General features: G+C 62.2%; 16 protein-coding genes. 10 read left to right on the top strand and 6 right to left on the bottom strand.

Translation table 11 applies throughout. The features are described 5' to 3' along the window. Positions 1–59: 59 nt before the first annotated feature. Genes rmuC through KF712_09380 form a run of 3 tightly spaced genes read left to right on the top strand, consistent with a single transcriptional unit; the run spans position 60 to position 3440 of the window. Entirely contained in the window at positions 60–1661 is a 1602-nt protein-coding gene (rmuC, locus tag KF712_09390) for a DNA recombination protein RmuC (protein ID MBX3741191.1), read from the top strand. Further along, complete coding sequence (rlmN, locus tag KF712_09385) at positions 1606–2760, top strand: 23S rRNA (adenine(2503)-C(2))-methyltransferase RlmN (protein MBX3741190.1); 1155 nt, start codon at positions 1606–1608, stop codon at positions 2758–2760. Before rmuC ends, rlmN begins: the two co-directional genes overlap by 56 nt. After that, the gene (locus KF712_09380; protein ID MBX3741189.1) at positions 2757–3440 is read left to right on the top strand and encodes a hypothetical protein; all 684 of its coding nucleotides are present in this window, start codon (positions 2757–2759) and stop codon (positions 3438–3440) included. The genes rlmN and KF712_09380 overlap by 4 nt, the downstream gene beginning before the upstream one ends. On the opposite strand, the gene KF712_09375 is transcribed toward KF712_09380, so the two are convergent. The 5 genes from KF712_09375 to KF712_09355 form a co-directional block, all read right to left on the bottom strand. Next, the gene (locus KF712_09375) at positions 3412–5088 is read right to left on the bottom strand and encodes a putative manganese-dependent inorganic diphosphatase (protein MBX3741188.1); all 1677 of its coding nucleotides are present in this window, start codon (positions 5086–5088) and stop codon (positions 3412–3414) included. The genes KF712_09380 and KF712_09375 overlap by 29 nt on opposite strands. A gap of 94 nt (positions 5089–5182) precedes the next feature. Beyond that, complete coding sequence (locus tag KF712_09370; GenBank protein ID MBX3741187.1) at positions 5183–5962, bottom strand: helix-turn-helix transcriptional regulator; 780 nt, start codon at positions 5960–5962, stop codon at positions 5183–5185. 77 nt (positions 5963–6039) lie between these two features. Continuing rightward, complete coding sequence (locus KF712_09365; protein MBX3741186.1) at positions 6040–6828, bottom strand: helix-turn-helix transcriptional regulator; 789 nt, start codon at positions 6826–6828, stop codon at positions 6040–6042. A gap of 109 nt (positions 6829–6937) precedes the next feature. Next, positions 6938–8329, bottom strand: a complete 1392-nt coding sequence (locus tag KF712_09360; GenBank protein MBX3741185.1) for a hypothetical protein — start codon at positions 8327–8329, stop codon at positions 6938–6940. A gap of 11 nt (positions 8330–8340) precedes the next feature. After that, positions 8341–9486 (bottom strand): hypothetical protein, encoded by a 1146-nt coding sequence (locus KF712_09355; protein ID MBX3741184.1) that lies wholly within the window; start codon positions 9484–9486, stop codon positions 8341–8343. A gap of 813 nt (positions 9487–10299) precedes the next feature. Between KF712_09355 and KF712_09350 the strand changes: the two genes are divergently transcribed. The 4 genes from KF712_09350 to KF712_09335 all read left to right on the top strand — a co-directional run bounded on the left by KF712_09350 (position 10300) and on the right by KF712_09335 (position 12750). Next, positions 10300–11298: an aspartate-semialdehyde dehydrogenase gene (locus KF712_09350; protein MBX3741183.1), complete on the top strand. Its 999-nt coding sequence runs from the start codon at positions 10300–10302 to the stop codon at positions 11296–11298. 74 nt (positions 11299–11372) lie between these two features. Continuing rightward, positions 11373–11573: an addiction module protein gene (locus KF712_09345; protein MBX3741182.1), complete on the top strand. Its 201-nt coding sequence runs from the start codon at positions 11373–11375 to the stop codon at positions 11571–11573. Continuing rightward, the gene (locus tag KF712_09340) at positions 11570–11878 is read left to right on the top strand and encodes a type II toxin-antitoxin system RelE/ParE family toxin (GenBank protein ID MBX3741181.1); all 309 of its coding nucleotides are present in this window, start codon (positions 11570–11572) and stop codon (positions 11876–11878) included. The genes KF712_09345 and KF712_09340 overlap by 4 nt, the downstream gene beginning before the upstream one ends. Next, entirely contained in the window at positions 11869–12750 is an 882-nt protein-coding gene (locus tag KF712_09335) for a polyprenyl synthetase family protein (protein ID MBX3741180.1), read from the top strand. Before KF712_09340 ends, KF712_09335 begins: the two co-directional genes overlap by 10 nt. 10 nt (positions 12751–12760) lie before the next feature. Here the strand turns inward: KF712_09335 and KF712_09330 are convergent, their stop codons facing one another. Further along, a complete protein-coding gene (locus tag KF712_09330; GenBank protein MBX3741179.1) occupies positions 12761–13693 on the bottom strand; it encodes an SDR family oxidoreductase in 933 nt (310 codons plus the stop codon). A 99-nt stretch (positions 13694–13792) separates the two neighbouring features. Here KF712_09330 and KF712_09325 point away from each other — a divergent pair, with 99 nt between their 5' ends. Genes KF712_09325 through KF712_09315 form a run of 3 tightly spaced genes read left to right on the top strand, consistent with a single transcriptional unit; the run spans position 13793 to position 16047 of the window. Next, on the top strand, positions 13793–14308 hold the full coding sequence (locus tag KF712_09325) for a hypothetical protein (GenBank protein MBX3741178.1): 516 nt from the start codon (positions 13793–13795) through the stop codon (positions 14306–14308). Continuing rightward, on the top strand, positions 14305–14859 hold the full coding sequence (locus KF712_09320) for a hypothetical protein (GenBank protein MBX3741177.1): 555 nt from the start codon (positions 14305–14307) through the stop codon (positions 14857–14859). The genes KF712_09325 and KF712_09320 overlap by 4 nt, the downstream gene beginning before the upstream one ends. A 12-nt stretch (positions 14860–14871) precedes the next feature. Beyond that, on the top strand, positions 14872–16047 hold the full coding sequence (locus KF712_09315; protein ID MBX3741176.1) for an FAD-dependent oxidoreductase: 1176 nt from the start codon (positions 14872–14874) through the stop codon (positions 16045–16047).

Raw genomic sequence — 16047 nt, 5'->3', positions numbered from 1 at the left:
ACAAGCAACGCGACACCCATTACGAAAGCCAGCATTCACTTTCCCGCAAGGACAAATCCATGCCTCCCGAAATCCAGCCGCACCTTCCCCAGATCATCGCCGCCGCCGTGGGATTTCTGATCGCATGGATCATCACTTCCCTGATCGGCAAGGCGAAGGTCTCCGCCGCCCAGGAACGGGTGAAGGCGGAGGAAAGGCGGTCCGCGGAGATCGAGGCGCGGCTCGCCCGCACCACGGAGGAAGCCCAGCGGAATGAGAACGAAGCGCAGAATTTCCGCACCCAACTGGCGGAGGCGCGCTCCCGCCATGAGGCGGAAATGAAGGCCGCCGCCGAGAAGCAGGCGCTCATCGAGCGGGCGGAGGTCAAGTTGTCCGATACCTTCAAGGCCCTCTCCGCGGACGCCCTCCGCTCCTCCACGGAACAGTTCCTGCAGCTCGCGAAGTCGTCCCTCTCCACCCAGACCGAGGAAGCGAAGGGCGAGATCGAGAAGCGCAAGACCGCCATCGAGACGCTCATCCGGCCGGTGGCGGAGTCGCTGGGGAAATTCGAGCTGCGCATCGGCGAGATCGAGAAAGCCCGCGAGGGCGCGTATGCGGAGCTGAAGGAACAGGTCCGTGCGCTGGGCGAAGGCCAGCTCGGCCTCCAGCGGGAGACCGCTTCCCTGGTGAAGGCGCTGCGCCAGCCCACCGGCCGCGGCCAGTGGGGGGAACTCCAGCTCCGCCGGGTGGTCGAGCTGGCCGGGATGCAGGAACATTGCGATTTCGAAACCCAGCACCAGACCGCGAATGACGAGGGCAGGCGCCTCCGCCCGGACCTGATCGTTCGGCTGCCCGCGGGCAAGACCATCGTGGTCGATTCCAAGACGCCGATGGATGCCTACCTCGACGCGCTGGAAGCCAACGACGAGGCCCAGCGGGACCTGGCACTCCAGCGCCACGCCCAGCAGGTGCGCACGCACATCCAGCAGCTCGCGTCGAAGAACTACAGCGCGCAGTTCGCGGAAGCTCCGGAGTTCACCGTGCTGTTCCTGCCCAGCGAGTCCTTCTTCTCCGCCGCCCTCCAGCACGACGCCACCCTGATCGAGCGAGGCGTGAAGGAAGGCGTGATCCTGGCTACGCCCACCACGCTCATCGCCCTGCTCCGCGCGGTGGCCTACGGCTGGCGGCAGGAGTCCATCGCGGAAAATGCCCGCGAGATTTCGCAGCTCGGCAAGACCCTGCACGAGCGCCTGGGCAAACTGGCGGAGCATTTCGCCAAGGTCGGCCGCTCGCTCGGCAATGCGGTCGATAGCTACAACAGCGCCGTCGGATCCCTGGAAACGCGGGTGCTGCCCGCCGCCCGCAAGTTCGAGGAACTGAAGGCCGCACCGGACTCCGCTTCGATCCAGAACCTGGAACCCATCGACAAGACCCCGCGCCTCGCTGCCCCGGAAGAAACGTCTCCAGCCCCCACCCCGCCCGTCCGCCCTCAGATCCCGGCGAACGCGCTGGCAGCCCTGGCAAAGGCCCGCGACATCGCCGCCAGCCATCAGGCCGCCGAGCCGATCACCGTTCCTGATGCCGCGGAACTGGACCCGAATGACGAGGATTTCACCTTCGTGCCGGATGCCCCGGCCAGTGCCCGCAGCGCGGCGAGTGACTTGCGCTCCGCTTTGGGTTAATATCCCTCCAGCCATGCATCCCGCTCTGACCGGCCAGTCGATCGACCAGATCTCTTCCTTTCTGAAGGAGGCCGGTGAGCCCGCGTTCCGGGCCGGGCAGATCATGGAATGGATCTGGAAGAAAAAGGTCACGTCCATCGACGCGATGACCAACCTGCCCGCGGCCTTGCGGGAGAAGCTCACGCAGCATTTCCGCCTGGGAGCGTTGGAACACACCCACACCCAGGGATCGAAGGACACCACGCGCAAATTCCTCTTCCGCCTGCATGACCACCGCTACGTGGAAAGCGTGCTGATCCCGGCGAACCCCGCGCTTTACGGCGAAAAATCGGACCGCCGGACGCTCTGCGTTTCATCCCAGGTGGGGTGTGCCTACGGCTGCAAGTTCTGCGCCTCCGGCCTCGCGGGATTCACACGGAATCTCGATCCATCGGAAATCGCCGGGCAGGTGCTGGCGGCGGAACAGCTTTCCGGGGAGCGGGTGGACAACCTGGTCTTCATGGGCATGGGCGAGCCGCTGGCCAACCTCGACAACCTGCTGGCCGCCATCGGTCTGATCACCGGCGAAAAGTCGCTCCACCTGGGCGCACGCCATCTCACCATCTCCACCTCCGGCTTGGTGCCGAAGATCCGCCAACTGGCGGAGCATCCGCAGCAGATCCGCCTGGCCATCTCCCTCCACGGTGCGACCGACGACGTGCGGAACCAGATCATGCCGGTGAACAAGAAGTGGCCGGTGGCGGAGCTGTTCGACGCGCTCGACTACTGGAACTCCCGCAAAAACCAGAAGCTCACGCTGGAATACATCCTCATCCAGGGGGTGAACGATTCGCTCGAGCAGGCGGCGATCCTCGCCCGCCACGCCCGCAAGCTGCACGCGAAGGTGAACCTCATCCCCTACAACACCGTCGAGGGGCTGGACTGGAAACGCCCCGCCGTGAGCCACTGCCGCGCCTTCCAGGATGTCCTGAAGAACGCCGGCGTCTCCGCCACGCTCCGGCTGGAGAAAGGTCACGACATCGACGCCGCCTGCGGCCAGCTCCGGCTGAAACAGGAGACGCAGGAAGGCATCATCGAGGCCCCGATGAAGCAGCGATGAGCGAAAATCCCTACGCGCCTCCCGTTTCCAATCACTCTCCGGACGACCTGCCGGACGCCCCGTTACCTTCCGGCTGGCGTGTGGACGGGAGGACGCTCCTGGTGAGGCAGGAGGCCCAGTTGCCGATGATCGACCCGTTCGACGGCACCTCATTCGGAACAATGACCCTGCGGTCCATCTCCATCCGCCATTGCCCGCTGTGGCGCAGCGTGCTGATGCCGGCCAGTGCGGTGGCTCTTGTGGGTGGAGGATTCGCCGCGGATTCCGCCGGTGGCTTGATCGCGGGAGCAGGCGTCGTGGGGCTGCTGGTCTGCCTTGTTTCCGGCTTCTTCCTGACGTCCGTCCGCATCAGGGTTTTCACCAGCCCGTCGTCCAACCGGAAGATCGTTGCCTCCGGTATCCTGGTCACGGCCTTCCAGTTCGTATTCATCGTTTCCGTCATCAAGCTCACGTTCGGCTCCATGTCCTCCACCGTGCTGACCTCGGCCGCGGTTCTAATGGGCGTGCTGCTGGTGGGCATCATCACACTCCGCTTCCTCCATCGCAGACTGAAATGCCGGGTTCGCCGGGGAAGCGAGTTTGAGATACACAATTTCCATCTCACCGCGATCGGATACCTCCAGCAGCGGAAATCCCGCCCCGACGCTCCGTTCACCTCGAATTCTGGATCGCCTCGCTGACCGCGGGGAAGATCTGCTTTTTCCGGCTGACGACGCCCGGAGCGTCGAACAAGTGGGTGTCCGTCCGCTTGAAGGGGAACTGGTTGAGGATCGGCTCCTCGCCCACGGCGAGGATGACGCTGTGGTGGCGGGCCACATCGGTGATGGCCAGAACGCCGAAGGCGTAGCCCTTCGAGCGGACCAGCTCCTTCAGAACGCACTCCAGTTCCTCCCGCCGCGGGCCGAAGCCATGCAGATCCCTTTCCTCCACCTGGGAGATGCTGACGGTCATGCCGTCCTCCGTGAATTCCTTGCGGTCGGCGTTGAGGATCTCCTCCGGAGTTCCCGTGGCCAGCAGGGAACCTACGGCAAAGAATTCCTCGGTGAATTCCTCCGCGTCGATGTCCGCGATCTTGCAGAGCCAGTTGAGCATCTCCCTGTCCAGCAGGGTGGTCGTCGGAGAGGTGAGGCACAGCGTGTCCGAGACGATGCCCGCGCAGAGGCACATGGCCACGCCCGCATCCGGGGTGAGGTCACGGTGCATGAACTTCCGCGCCACCAGGGTGGAGGTGGAGCCCACCGGCTCGTTGAGGTAGCGGATGGGCTCCCGTGAAACGAGATTCCCCGCCAGCCGGTGGTGGTCGATGACTTCGGTGATCTCCGCCTCCTCGACCCCGGCCACGGCCTGGGCGTATTCGTTGTGGTCCACCAGCGCGAGCCGGATGCGCGGCGGGTCCACCAGGTCCGACTTGGAAAGAACGCCGATCATTTTCCCGCTGCCCTGCTCCATCACCGGAAAGAGATCCTGGTCGAGCGCGGTGAGACGCTTGCGGAGGCGGGAAACCGGCTCATTGGAACCGATGGTGACGATGTTGGACGTCATGACGTGCTTCACCGTGCGGGAGCAACGCAGGAGGGTGGAGGCACTGGCGGTGTCCTGGTGGCAGAGCAGCACGACCACGCCCTTTTTCTTCGCGTACTCGGCGATGTCCTGGGTGACGGTATTTCCGCCGGTGACGAGCAACCCGCGCGCGCCGTGGTCGATGGCGTAACGCTGGACGATCGGGCGGTCGCCGCAGATCACGAGAAAGCGATCCACAAGCCCTTCCTGCTTCGCCGTCTTCAGGCGCTTGTCCACCGTGTTCTGCGAGGACGCCCCCACCAGCAGGATGAGTTCCTCCTCGGACTCCGCGGGCGGGAGGTTTGCCCCCACGCTGGTGGCCTGGAGGGTGTCCACCACCTTTGAGAATGAAACATGGACGGTCCGCACCTTCATCCCATCCGTCTCCGGGGGCAGCAGCAGGCCCAGCAGATCCAGATAGCGCAGCATCCCACGCAGCCCGCCCGCCGCATCCACGACCGGGGCGCTGCGCACCCCGAAGGACAGCAAGCGGCGGTAGGCGGTCAGGAAGGTATCGCTCTCCGCCACCTGGACGATGTCCCGCCGGCAAAGCATGCCCGCGGAGACCCTCACATCGTTCAACAGCACGGGCGGCTCGATGTCCGCCTTGTCCAGCACCCACCGGGTCCTCTGAGGGAGATCCCCGCAACGGGCGGCGATGGCATTCGGGACTTCACCGGAGGCCCGCAGCAGGGCGGCGTGGCCGATGGCTGAACAGATCGCGTCCGTATCCGGATTGCGGTGGCCGATGACGTAGAAAGGAAGCATGAACAGGCGGAAGATTTAACCGGAGTTCCCCCGGATTTCGACCAATTATTTATCCCAATGCAGCGGGCATGCCAGACGCCCGCCCAACAGGATGTCAGTCGGTTCCTCCCCCAGCCCCCCGGGTGAAGCGCCGCATCAGTTCCGCGTGGGACTGCACGTTGAAGTTGGCGTAGATGTCCTTCACGTAGCCGGACACGGTGTGGATCGAGAGATTCAGCCGGTCGGCGATCATCTTGCGGCTGTGTCCCTCCAGCAGGAGGTTGAGGACCAGCCGCCGCGGCCTGGACAACTCCGGGGTCTTTGCCCCGAAATCCTCCGGCCAACCCTCCGCGTGCAGCCAAAAGGCCTCCGTCAGGAGAATGTGCGCGATCTTCCGTTCCCGCTCGCTGAACATGGGTTGGTCGGCCCTGCGGTAAAGGGCGATGATGCTCACGCACTCCTCATTCAGCGGGCGCGCGGAAAGGATGATGGGGGCGATGTCCGCCGCCAGCCAGAAATCGTTGGCCACGGCGGCGGAAGCGGAATCGCCCGGACGGTCGATCTGCTGCCGCGTCCGTGTGATGTGGGATTTCCGCTCCATGAGTTCCTCGGTGAATGGCCCCATCAGCACCTTCATGCCCGGATGTTCCACCGCCTGGAGATAACGCGCGAACCGTTCTTCATCGAAACCTTCGTGGAGATAAGATGCATAGACCGGTGGCCGCGAGGGATCCAGATAACCCAACGCCCACACCCAACTGTCCGCTCCGACCAGCCCCAGCAATCCATCCATGAGATAGCGCTTGGAGGTGGTGTGATCGCCTCTCAGCGCCGCCACCTCCGCCACCAGCCGCACCATCGCACGCGCATCCTTTTCTCCCACAGAGTCTTCCATTTCGCTCTCCATCCCCACCCTACCTCCGGAAGCAGGAGCGGACAACCGGAAAGGGCCTGCCCGGACAGTCACCTTCCCTAAGCGGCTCCCGTCCCCCGGGTGAAACGCCGCATCAGCTCCGCGTGGGACTGCACGTTGAAGTTGCGGTAGATGTCCTTCACGTAGCCGGACACGGTATGGATCGAAAGGCCCAGCTTATCGGCGATCATCTTCCGGCTGTGTCCCTCCAGCAGGAGGTTGAGGACCAGCCGCCGCGGCCGGGACAGTTCGGGGGTCTTTGCCCCGAAATCTTCCGGCCAGCCCTCCGCATGCAGCCAGAAGGCCTCCGTGAGAAGGATGTGCGCCACCATCCGGTCACGTTCGCTGAAGGCGGGTTGGTCAGGCCGACGATACACACCGATGATGCTGACGCATTCCTCATTCACAGGACGCGCGGATACAATGAGGGATGAGACATCCGCAGCCAACAGAAGTTCATTCGCGGCAGCGACCGCCTCCGCCTCTTCCGGGAGGTCCGCCTGCTGGCTCCTCCGCGTGTGGTCGATCTGCTCCCTGGTCCGTGTGTGCTGGATCCCCCGCTCCATCAGCTCCCTGGTGAAAGGCCCCGTCAGGACTTTCATTCCCGGATGCTCGATGGCCTGAAGATAACGCGCGAACCTTTCATCATCAAAACCTTCATGAAGATAGGCGGCATAGACCGGAGGACGGGAAGGATCCAGATAGCCCAGGGCCCAAACCCAACTGTCAGCAGCGGCCAGCTCCCTGAGGCCATTCATGAGATAGCGTTTGGAAGTGGTATGGTCGCCCCGCAGCGCCGCCACCTCCGCCACCAGCCGCACCATCGCGCGCGCATCTTTCTCTTCCACGAAGTCTTCCATCCCGATGCCCAAAGCTACCCTTCCGCTTTTCCCGGACAATCGGAAAACTCCTCCGTTCCCGGTCACGGGGATCCCTTCACCGCGGCCTCCTCCCGATTCAGTGGCCCATCTTCGGCGCCAGGCAATATTGGAGCAGCATCACCGTGGGCTTCGGCAGGTAGAGCACATTGATTTCCTTTGGCTTGTCAGGGCTGCGGAGCATCGTGGTGATCCTGAACGTCCCGTCCGCCCCCGCTTCGGTCTGGTGGATGACCTTGTAGGAAGGCGTGCCCTTTCTCCGGAACTGGACGTAATTGTACATACCCATCCCGACATCCACCCCATCGATGAATGTCTTCGGGGACTCACTGGTGAACTGGACCGCAACGACCTGGTCCCAGGAATCCGTCACCACCACCATCCGGTTGAAATCCCCTCCCCCTCCGCCCCACGCGTTGAAATCGCCGTCGAACCCATGGTAATAGAAACTCCCCTTGGGAAAGCCCGGCACGCCGATGGAGATGCGGCTGGTTTTCGAACGGAAGCCCTTGAGGGTCCGGAAGGGCCTGATGAACTCACCGAGCTGGCAGAGGTAAGGCTTCTGCAAAAGCGCGGTGCCCTCACCGAATGCCGGGAGGAAATCCGGCCGGTCACCGGCAATCTCCGGCAGATGCTGGCCGAAGAGGCGGCGGAAGTCCTGGACCGCCTTGTCATGCGAGGACGCATCCATCCAGTCCCTGGACAGCCTTACCCTGGCGAACCGGATGGGAGAGGAAAGATACCCGCTGCTGACCTGCGGCAGGCGTTCCTTTTCATGGGCGATGGATTTCCTCAACTGCGGCGACGTCTCCCCGCAGGCCTGCTCCATCCGCTCCAGGGCACGGCCGAACTGGGAACAAAGAAGCTGCACCTGGTCCGGCCGGGTCTTCATTTTCAGCAGCGAGTCGAACAAGCTGCGTTTGTCGAAATACTCGTTGGTGATCCGCGGGCTCTCCCAGTTATCGGGCATCTGTTTCCGCAGTGGGGGCCGGACGGCGGCCTTCTTCTGCGAGGCCTGAGGGATGATCTCCTCTTCCTCCTCCGGCAGCGGCTCAACAGGTTGGTTGACCCCCGCAAGGATGGATTCCGCCTTCGAGCGGATGCGCTCCACCGTGGCGGCGTTGGCTTCCGTGCGCCTCGCCACCATTTCCGGTTTCCATTCCGGGTGGTCCCGGCGGATGCGTTCGACCAGCATGACCGCCTCCGCGATCCTTTCCGCCGCCCTGTTGAAGTCCCCTTCTTTCTCCGCCTTCTCCGACTCCCCCGCCACGACATAACTGCGGAAATAGATCTCCGCGGGATCCATGGCATCCACCTGATCTCCGGGAGCCTCTTGTGCGGAGAGGACAGGTGTCATGAACGCCATCGCCCCGGCTGCAAGAAAAGCAGCCAGCGCCTTCCGGCCGGTGCCCTTCCGCTTGCCGTGGGATTCCACCTTCCTGCCCTCCATCATGAATGTGATTCCTTCCATGGTCGGCGGGTTCATTTGGCCAGCGGGAAAAGCGGATCGTCCGGAGCCCTGCATTTTTTCCCCTCCTCGGCGAAGATGTAGGGCTTGAGAACGACCAGCTTGTGCCTGAAGGCGGGATCCAGAACGATCGTGGAACCCTTCAGGTAATTCGGCAGCTTGAGCTCGGAATCAGGCTTGATCTCGTAGGTGGTCGCGTTGATCTCCTGGGTGGCGCCATGGATTCCGAAACGGCGGGTGATGGAGTTGTCCTTTTTCTCCAACATGACGATCCGCCCCTGGGCGATGATTCCGTTGAAGGCGAAAACGATGGCACCGTCAGGAGAGGCGGAAATCAGGGACACGGTCTGGCTGTAGGTGTCCCGGTTGACCCTGAAGCCCAGGGTGAGAAGGGTCGCGTTCCAGCCGATGGGATACCTGGAGAGGCTCTCCGGGCTGATATCGTAGGTGACATGGCGGTTGAAGGCCGCCCGTTCGGCGAGATTCTCATCGAAGTATTTCCCGAATCCCTGGATGGCATCATCCATCCGGGTGCCTACCGTGTTCCGGGTGCCGCAATAACGGCCGAGCCAGGTCTGAACCCACTCCGCTTTCCTCTCGAACCGCCCCTCCAGCTTGATGGGCAGGGCACCTTCCTGGTCCCACCACAGGACGAAGTTGGTGAAGCTGGCAGGAAAGGCGTCCGCCCCCTTCTGTCCGTATTCCCGATGGTCGATCGAAGGAATCTTCATGCGGTCCGGGAAGCCGGCCGGCTTGAAGATCGGCGCGGTTTCCAGCAACGGCTCCCTCTTCAGCGCATCCTCATCCGCCGCCCCCATCGCCGCCCTGACAAAGGTCCTGTCCGCCGCGCCCATCTCATCGACGATCATTTCGATGCGCTTGCCCCCCGCCGCCCGGAGCGTGACGTGCATGCGGTCGTTCACCCAGCTTTCCAACTGGGCTGTCACCGGCTTGCCCGCAACCGTCCAGGATCTCCATTGGAAATAGTCCACGCCTTCACGGGCAACCGCCGCCGGGGCGGGCGATACCGGCTTCAGCTTCAGCAGGTTGACCGTGTTTTCATCCAGGGTGGCAATCTCGTATCTTTTGATACCGTCCGAATGGATGATGTGGACGGAGTCCCCTTCTGTTTTGGAAACGCGGCAATTCCTGAGAGTCAAGCCGTCTGGAAACGTCAAATCGACCCCGTTGGGAGATGGCTCCTGTGGCGGTTTCTCCATTTTCGGTGGCCGCGCTTGTAGATCTTGATATGCCAGCAAGTGGCGTCTCATGCGTATGGTCTTGGGGTAGAGAAATTCCCCTGCAGCCGGCGAGGCAGCCGCGGTTTCCTCGTACAGCTCCAGGATTTTCTGGAACTCCTCATCACCCGGCTGCACCACCTGATGTTTGTAATGCATCAGGCCCCGAAGACGGTAACTGCTGATATGGATGGGGAGTCTTCTCGAAGGGATGTATCCTGTATGAATGAATACCCTGTATCCATCACTCAACTTCTCGATCCTTTCAAACTCAAGGCATTCGACTTTCTCCAATGGAACCTCCGGATTATCCGCATACAGGATAAGGCCTTGCGGTGCCGCCTCAGCGGAAAAAGTCACCAGACAGGCGATGATCGGAGTGAAGATCCTGGGTTTCATGGGGAGGGGGAAGCAATGGACTTAGGGAAAAGAGCCGACCGATTTATAGCAACTGGCACAACCAACCCGGATGTTTCTAACAGGTGGGTTGTGAAAGATCAAGAAACAGACGGGACCCAACCATGTCGGCCCGCGCCGAGCAGGCTGATATCACCGAGTCGGCACTCACCTGAGAACCAGATATCGTCCGGAACCGCCCGCAAAACGCATTCCCCTTCCTTTCCGGTCCCGCTTCTCCAGCCGAATATGGGATTCCCCCTCCCGAAACGATGGGGTTGCCAGATGCAGGGGAAACGCTACTGTCCCGCCCCGGCCTGAGTCTGCCGGTCACTGAAAATGAGCCTGCCACATGTAGCGATCGTTGGTGCCACGGGTGCCGTCGGCATTGAAATGCTTCTTTGTCTCGAACAGCGGAATTTCCCGGTCGGGAAGCTCACGCTGCTCGCTTCCGCCCGCTCGGCGGGCAAACGGCTCGTTTTCAAAGGCGAGGAAATCGAGGTGAAGGAACTCACCCATGACTCCTTCGCGGGCATCGACATCGCGCTTTTCAGTGCCGGAGGCGGCATTTCGCTGGAATACGGCCCTTCCGCCGCCAAGGCCGGGGCCATCGTCATCGACAACTCGTCCGCCTTCCGCATGGATCCGGACGTCCCTCTCGTCGTGCCCGAGATCAACCCGGCGGCCGCGAAGAATCCGCCGAAGGGCATCATCGCCAACCCGAACTGCACCACCATCATCTCGCTGATGGCGCTGGCACCGCTGCACGAAAAGTTCGGCCTGGAGTCGATCATCGCCTCCAGCTACCAGGCGGTTTCCGGTTCGGGAGCGCAGGGCATCATCGAGCTTGAGGAGCAGGTGAAGGCCATTGCCAACGGCCTGGAGGTCACCACCAAGGTCTACCCGCGCCAGATCGCCTTCAACGTCATCCCACAGGTCGATGTCTTCACGGACAACGGCTACACGAAGGAGGAGATGAAGATGCAGAACGAGGGCCGCAAGATCCTCGGCTTCCCAGAGCTGAAGGTTTCCTGCACTTGCGTCCGCGTGCCGGTCTACCGCTCGCACTCCGTTTCCATCACCGCGAAGTTCAGGCAGCCGGTCGATCCGGAATCCGCCCGCGCCGCCTACGCGGGCAAGCCGGGCGTCCAGGTCGTGGACAATCCCGCCGAAAAGCTGTTCCCCGTGCCGCTCGACACGACCGGCAAGGACGACTGCCTGGTCGGCCGCATCCGGAAGAACCTCGTCCTGGACAACGCGCTCGACCTCTGGGTCGTCGGCGACCAGGTACGCAAGGGCGCTGCCCTCAATGCGGTGCAGATCGCGGAGATCCTCTGATCCACGAAATCGGACCTTGAGGACGGTCGGGGCACGTGGTATCTGACAGGAATCAAATCATGAGCCTGGAGGAAATCGCACTCGCTCTACCGCGGCTTGAAAAGCTCCGGCTCATGGAAGCACTTTGGTCGGATCTGGTATCCCAGCCTGAATCCATGGAATCTCCATCCTGGCACCAGGCCGCGCTCCGGGAAACCGAAGCGCGGCTCGCCGCAGGAACCGAGGAGATTCTGGATTGGACCGAGGCGAAGAGGCGTTTGGCCGGGGGACGATGAGAATCCGGATTCTTGCCACAGCGGTCGCGGATCTGGAAGCGGCACGGGAGTTCTATGACCTCCAGGAACCCGGCGTGGGCGACTATTTCCAGGACTGCCTGTTCTCCGAAATCGAATCACTGATTCTCCATGCAGGCATCCACCGGAAGGTGCACGGCTACCACCGCCTGCTTTCAAAGCGCTTTCCCTACGCGATCTACTACCGGATTGACGAAGCATCGGTGACCTTGATGCATCGGGTCTTGGATTGCCACCGTGATCCTGAAACAAACCGGAAAAGCCTTGGACCTGACTTATGGACCTGAAGACCTATCTCAAAGCCATGGCCGCGGAAACGGATGCGGCCCTCGACCGTTTTCTTCCCAAGGAAGAACAGTCTCCTTCCACGATCCATTCCGCGATGCGCTACAGCGTCTTCGCCGGGGGGAAACGTCTCCGTCCCATCCTCTGCCTCGCCGCCGCCGAAGCTTGTGGCGGTGCCGCGGAAGACGCGCTCCCGCCTGCCTGTGCGGTGGAGCTGATGCATACCTACTCCCTTGTCCACGACGACCTTCCCGCCATGGACGACGACGACCTGCGCCGTGGCCGCCCGACGTGCCACAAGGTGTATGGCGAGGGCATGGCCGTCCTCTGCGGCGACGCGCTGCTCACGGAGGCTTTCATCGTCATTTCCCAGGCCAAGGCCACGAAGCGTTACGGAGCCCGCGAATATGTGGCCGAGCTAGCCACCACCGGCGGCAGCCTGAAGCTGATCGGCGGACAGGTGCTGGACCTCGAAGGCGAAGGAAAAAAACTCGGGAAGGAGGATCTGATCCGCATCCATGAGGCGAAGACCGCCGCGCTTCTCACCACCTCGCTGCGGCTCGGGGGCATGACAGCCAACGCGAAACCGGAAAAACTCCAGGCGCTGACTGATTTCGGCTACGCCCTCGGCCTCGCCTTCCAGGTGATCGACGACATCCTCGACGTCACCCAGAGCACGGAAGTGCTGGGCAAGACCGCCGGCAAGGACGCTGCGGTGGAAAAGTCCACCTACCCCTCCGTCCTTGGGCTGGAAGATTCCCGGAAGGAAGCCGCCAAGCTCACCAGACAGGCGCTTGCCGCACTCGAACCCCTGGGCAAAAAAGCCGCCCGCCTGCGGGAGATCGCGGCCAGCCTGCTGGAGCGGGAGTATTGAGCAACGGCTCTCAGCCCTTCACCAGTTTCCGGAAATACTCGATCGTCGGATCGAGACCTTGGTCCAGCGAAACCTGTGGCTGCCAGCCGAGTTCATTGCTCGCCAGCGTGATGTCCGGGCGGCGCTGCTTCGGGTCATCGCCCGGCAAGGGATGGAAGGTGATCTTCGATGGGCCGCCGACCTTTTTCAGAACCATCTCCGCCAGTTGCAACATGGTGAACTCACCCGGATTGCCGATGTTCACCGGGCCTTGCAACGTGGGATGGTTCATCAGGCGGACGAAGCCTTCGAGGAGATCGTCAACGTAACAGAACGAACGGGTCTGGGTGCCGTCCCCGTAGATCGTGAGATCCTTCCCGGCCAGCGCCTGAACGATGAAATTCGAAACCACACGCCCGTCATCCGGCAGCATGTTCGGGCCGTAGGTGTTGAAGATCCGCACCACACGGATCTCAGTTCCGTGCTGGCGATGGTAGTCGAAGAACAAGGTCTCAGCCACCCGCTTCCCTTCATCATAGCAGGAACGGATGCCGATGGGGTTCACGCAACCTTTGTAGGTCTCCGGCTGCGGATGCACTTCCGGATCGCCATAAACTTCCGAGGTCGAAGCCTGGAAAACACGCGCCCCCACCCTCTTCGCCAGTCCCAGCGAATGCATGGCCCCGAGGAACGAGGTCTTCGTCGTCTTGATGGGGTTGTGCTGGTAGTGCGGCGGGGAGGCCGGGCAGGCCAGATTGTAGATCTGGTCCACCTCGAAGTGGAACGGATTGGTCACGTCATGGCGGACCAGCTCAAAATCCGGATTCTTCAGCAGGTGGGCGACATTCCGCTTCCGGCCGGTGAAGAAGTTATCGAGGCAGATCACCTCATTACCCTCGTTGAGAAGGCGCGCGCAGAGGTGCGACCCGAGAAAACCCGCTCCACCGGTAATGAGTATCCGCATGGACGGAAAACCAGCGGGAAAAGGCTGCGGTGACAAGCCAGTAACCCCGGTTTGTTCAAAAAAGTTTGAACAAACCGCCCTTTCCGGCAAGATCCCCCCATGGCTGGCCTAGGTAGTCAGGACAACAACTCCTCCGCAGACAGCCTGCTCGACCCGATCGAACGGCAGGTGGTGGACATTTTTGTCGATGGCGTGCGGGTGCTTGGCCTCCCCCGGTCCATCGGGGAAATCTACGGACTTTTGTTCATCACGCCCTCCCCGCTGTCCCTTGACGACCTGGTGGTGAAGCTGGGGATCAGCAAAGGCTCCGCCAGCCAAGGGCTGCGGATGTTGAAAAGCCTCGGTGCCATCCGGGAAGCGGAGGGGATCACCGACCGCCGCACCCACTTCGAACCGGCCGTGGAGTTGAAAAGACTGGTCGGGGGATTCATCCGGGAGCAAGTCCGCCCCCATATCGAAAGCGGCAGATCGAAGATCAAGCGCCTTGAGGAAGCGATACCGTCCGTCGGCCAGGACAAGCAGGAGTTCGTGAAAGAAAGGGTGGAGCGCTTGGACCAGTGGATGAGGCGCAGCCGCCAGGTCCTGCCCCTGCTCCAGAAAATTCTCGGACAATGATCCACGATCCCGACCAGCCGGCGTGGTATTGCGCCCGTACCCAGACGAAGCGGGAACACATCGCGGCGGAGTACTTGCGCGGCTTGGAGGAAGTTGAGGTTTTCTGCCCCAGGATCCGCTACAGGAAGGCGACCAGCCGGGGCAAGATCTGGTGGGTGGAACCGCTGTTTCCCGGCTACCTGCTCGTCCGCTTCCGCCTTTCCCGGATGGAGCGCGCGGTGACCTTCAGCCAAGGCATCCGGGGGTTGGTGAAATTCGGCCGCGATGTGCCCCCTGTCCCGGACAACCTGGTGGAATCCCTGAAGGAGGAGGTGAAACTGCGTTCGCAGGATGGGGGGAGCGCCGCCGAAATTTTCAACGTCTCCCCCGTTCTGGAAATCGGCGACGAAGTCGAAATCGCTTCCGGCCCCTTCCAAGGGATGCGCGGTCCGGTGGTGGAGGTTCTCTCCGCCACGGAACGGGTGAAGATCCTGCTGGAATTTCTGGGACAGGAACATGCCGTGGATCTGGATTTTTTCTCCATCGTGCTGCCCCGACGCCCACTCCCCTGAACCTGAAGGATCTTGCAAACCGACTTCTCCACCGATTTCCTCATCATTGGCGCGGGCTTCTCCGGGCTGGTCGCCGCGGAGCGTCTTTCCGCGGCGGGGTGGAGATGCGTGGTGGTGGACCGACGGCCCCATCTCGCCGGCAACGCCTTCGACAGCACGGACGGAGTGGGAGTCCTCACCCATCGCTACGGCCCCCATTATTTCCGCACCAATTCCCGGCGGATCCTCGATTACCTCTCGCGCTTCACCGCGTGGCACGAGGTGGCCTACACCATCAAGAGCTTCGCACGCGGACGCTACTGGAGTTTCCCGATCAACCTCAACACCTTCGAGGAACTGATGGGACGTTCCTCAACCCCGGAGGAATTCACGGCATGGCTGGAGGCCAACCGGCTGCCGGTCAACCAACCGAAGGATTCCGAGGAAGTGATCCTCTCCCAGGCTGGCCGGGAATTTTACGAACTGTTCTTCGAGGGCTACACCCAGAAGCAGTGGAAACGCCATCCCCGCGAGCTGGACCCATCCGTCTGCGGCCGGATCCCGATCCGGACGAACCGGGACAACCGGTATCTGACGGAGGAGTTCCAGGCCCTGCCGGACAAAGGCTACACCGCCCTTTTCGACAACCTGCTGGCAGCTTCTCCGGGAATCGAGGTGCAACTGGGCATTGATTCAGAGGAGGCCCGCCGCCGGTGGAAACACCGCCACCTGATCTACACCGGGGCGATCGACGAATATTTCGGCTATCGGTTCGGGCCGTTGCCCTACCGTTCGCTGCGGTTCGAGCATGAGGCGTTTTCCGCCGAGCAGCTCCGGGAGCGGGAACCGATCGCCGGGAAGCGGGGGTTCTGGCAACCGTCGATGCAGGTCAACTACCCTGAAATGGGCGTGCCCTTCACAAGGATCGTCGAAATCAAGCACGCCACCGGCCAGCAGATCGCGGCCAGCAGCATCATGCGGGAGTTTCCGAAAGACTGGACTCCGGGAGGGGATCCGTATTATCCCGTCCCCGCACCCGACAGCCGCGCCGCCTACCTCCGGTATGCCCAGCTTACCTCTACGGAGGAAAACACGAGCTTCATCGGCCGCCTTGCCACCTACCGATACTACAACATGGATCAAGTGACAGGAATGGCCCTGGCCGAGGCGGACCGGTTGTTGAACCGCTACGGCAGACCGTGTCCCTGA

The sequence above is a fragment of the Akkermansiaceae bacterium genome (assembly GCA_019634595.1).
Classification (GTDB): Bacteria; Verrucomicrobiota; Verrucomicrobiia; order Verrucomicrobiales; family Akkermansiaceae; genus Luteolibacter.
This window is presented reverse-complemented; position numbering and strand designations above follow the sequence as displayed.